General features: G+C 73.6%; 1 protein-coding gene and 2 pseudogenes. 2 read left to right on the forward strand and 1 reads right to left on the reverse strand.

The window, feature by feature from the left end; all coding sequences use genetic code 11:
- Window positions 1-161 (reverse strand): annotated as a pseudogene (locus tag ABZ641_RS38815) (SMP-30/gluconolactonase/LRE family protein); the annotation flags it as partial.
- Between the two features lie 76 nt (window positions 162-237).
- Here ABZ641_RS38815 and ABZ641_RS38820 point away from each other — a divergent pair.
- Complete coding sequence (locus ABZ641_RS38820) at window positions 238-702, forward strand: Lrp/AsnC family transcriptional regulator (protein WP_344623187.1); 465 nt, start codon at window positions 238-240, stop codon at window positions 700-702.
- A 40-nt stretch (window positions 703-742) separates the two neighbouring features.
- Window positions 743-907: pseudogene (locus ABZ641_RS38825) on the forward strand (DUF4235 domain-containing protein); the annotation flags it as partial.
- Window positions 908-1,130 lie beyond the last annotated feature (223 nt).

The following is a 1,130-nucleotide window of genomic DNA, read 5'->3' on the forward strand; positions in this document are numbered from 1 at the left end:
CGCGTCCGCCGGGGGCGCCAGGCCGGCAGGTAGACCGGGCCCTCCGCCCAGCGGCAGTCCCCGTGCAGCTTCTCCAGGCGGACGTCGCCGTTGGCGCACCGCCCGGTGCGGAAGCGGTCGTCCAGAATCTCGTACAGGCCATGGTTCATCTCGTTGGACATCATCATCCCCCTATTGCATATGGCCGAATGCCATTCGGTGATGGATGAGTATGACAGAAGCCGATATGGTTCCACCATGGCATCGGAGAACCTCGACGAGACCGACCGCGCACTGATCGCACTGCTGCAGCAGGACGCCGGCCAGGCCTACGCGGCCCTGGGCAAGGCGGTCGGCCTGTCCGCGGGCGCCGCCCACGAGCGCGTCCGCAAACTCCGCGAGCGCGGCGTCGTCCGCCGCACCACCGTCGAGGTCGACCCCAAGGCGCTCGGCCTCGGCGTCCTCGCCTTCGTGATGGTCGAGTCCTCGGCCTGGATGGGCGACTCCGCCGAGGCCTTCGCCGCGATCCCGGAGATCGAGGAGGCCCACATCATCGCCGGCAGCGCCTCCGTCCTGGTGAAGGTCCGCACCGCCACCACCGAACAGCTCCAGGACGTGCTGCGCCGCCTCTACGCCGTCGAGGGCGTCAACGGCACCCAGGCCACGGTCTCGCTGGAGACCTTCTTCGAACGCCCGCCGTCCCCCGCCACCCCGCCCGTCTGAGCGCCGGGCCGGCCGGCCGACCGGGCCCGCGGATGACATCGAGGAGGACGCGCCGGACGCCACCGACAGGGACCGCGGCTGGGGTGAGGTGCTGCTCGCCGCGGCCCTGCAGGGCGTGGTGTTCGCGCTGGTGAGAGCGGCGCTGGACCGCGGTGGTGCGGCAGCCGTCCACCGGGTGGCCGGTCACCGGCCCGGGGACGGGTGAGCCGCCCGAGCCGCTGCTGCGACGGTCACCACTGACGGACGGGACTCGCCGCTCCCGGACTTCCCGCGGTCGGGGCGCCCGCCCGGTGCGGCCGGCCGTTCGCCCGCGGTGCGCCGGTAGCACCCGTGCCCCACCCGTCGGCCGCGGGGACGGCCGCCGGGGGGGCGGCGTCCCCGGTGAAAACCCCGTCGGGGTCGGGGAGACCCCCCCACTGGCGCCACTT

The sequence above is a fragment of the Kitasatospora sp. NPDC007106 genome, from assembly GCF_040634455.1.
Classification (GTDB): Bacteria; Actinomycetota; Actinomycetes; order Streptomycetales; family Streptomycetaceae; genus Kitasatospora; species Kitasatospora arboriphila.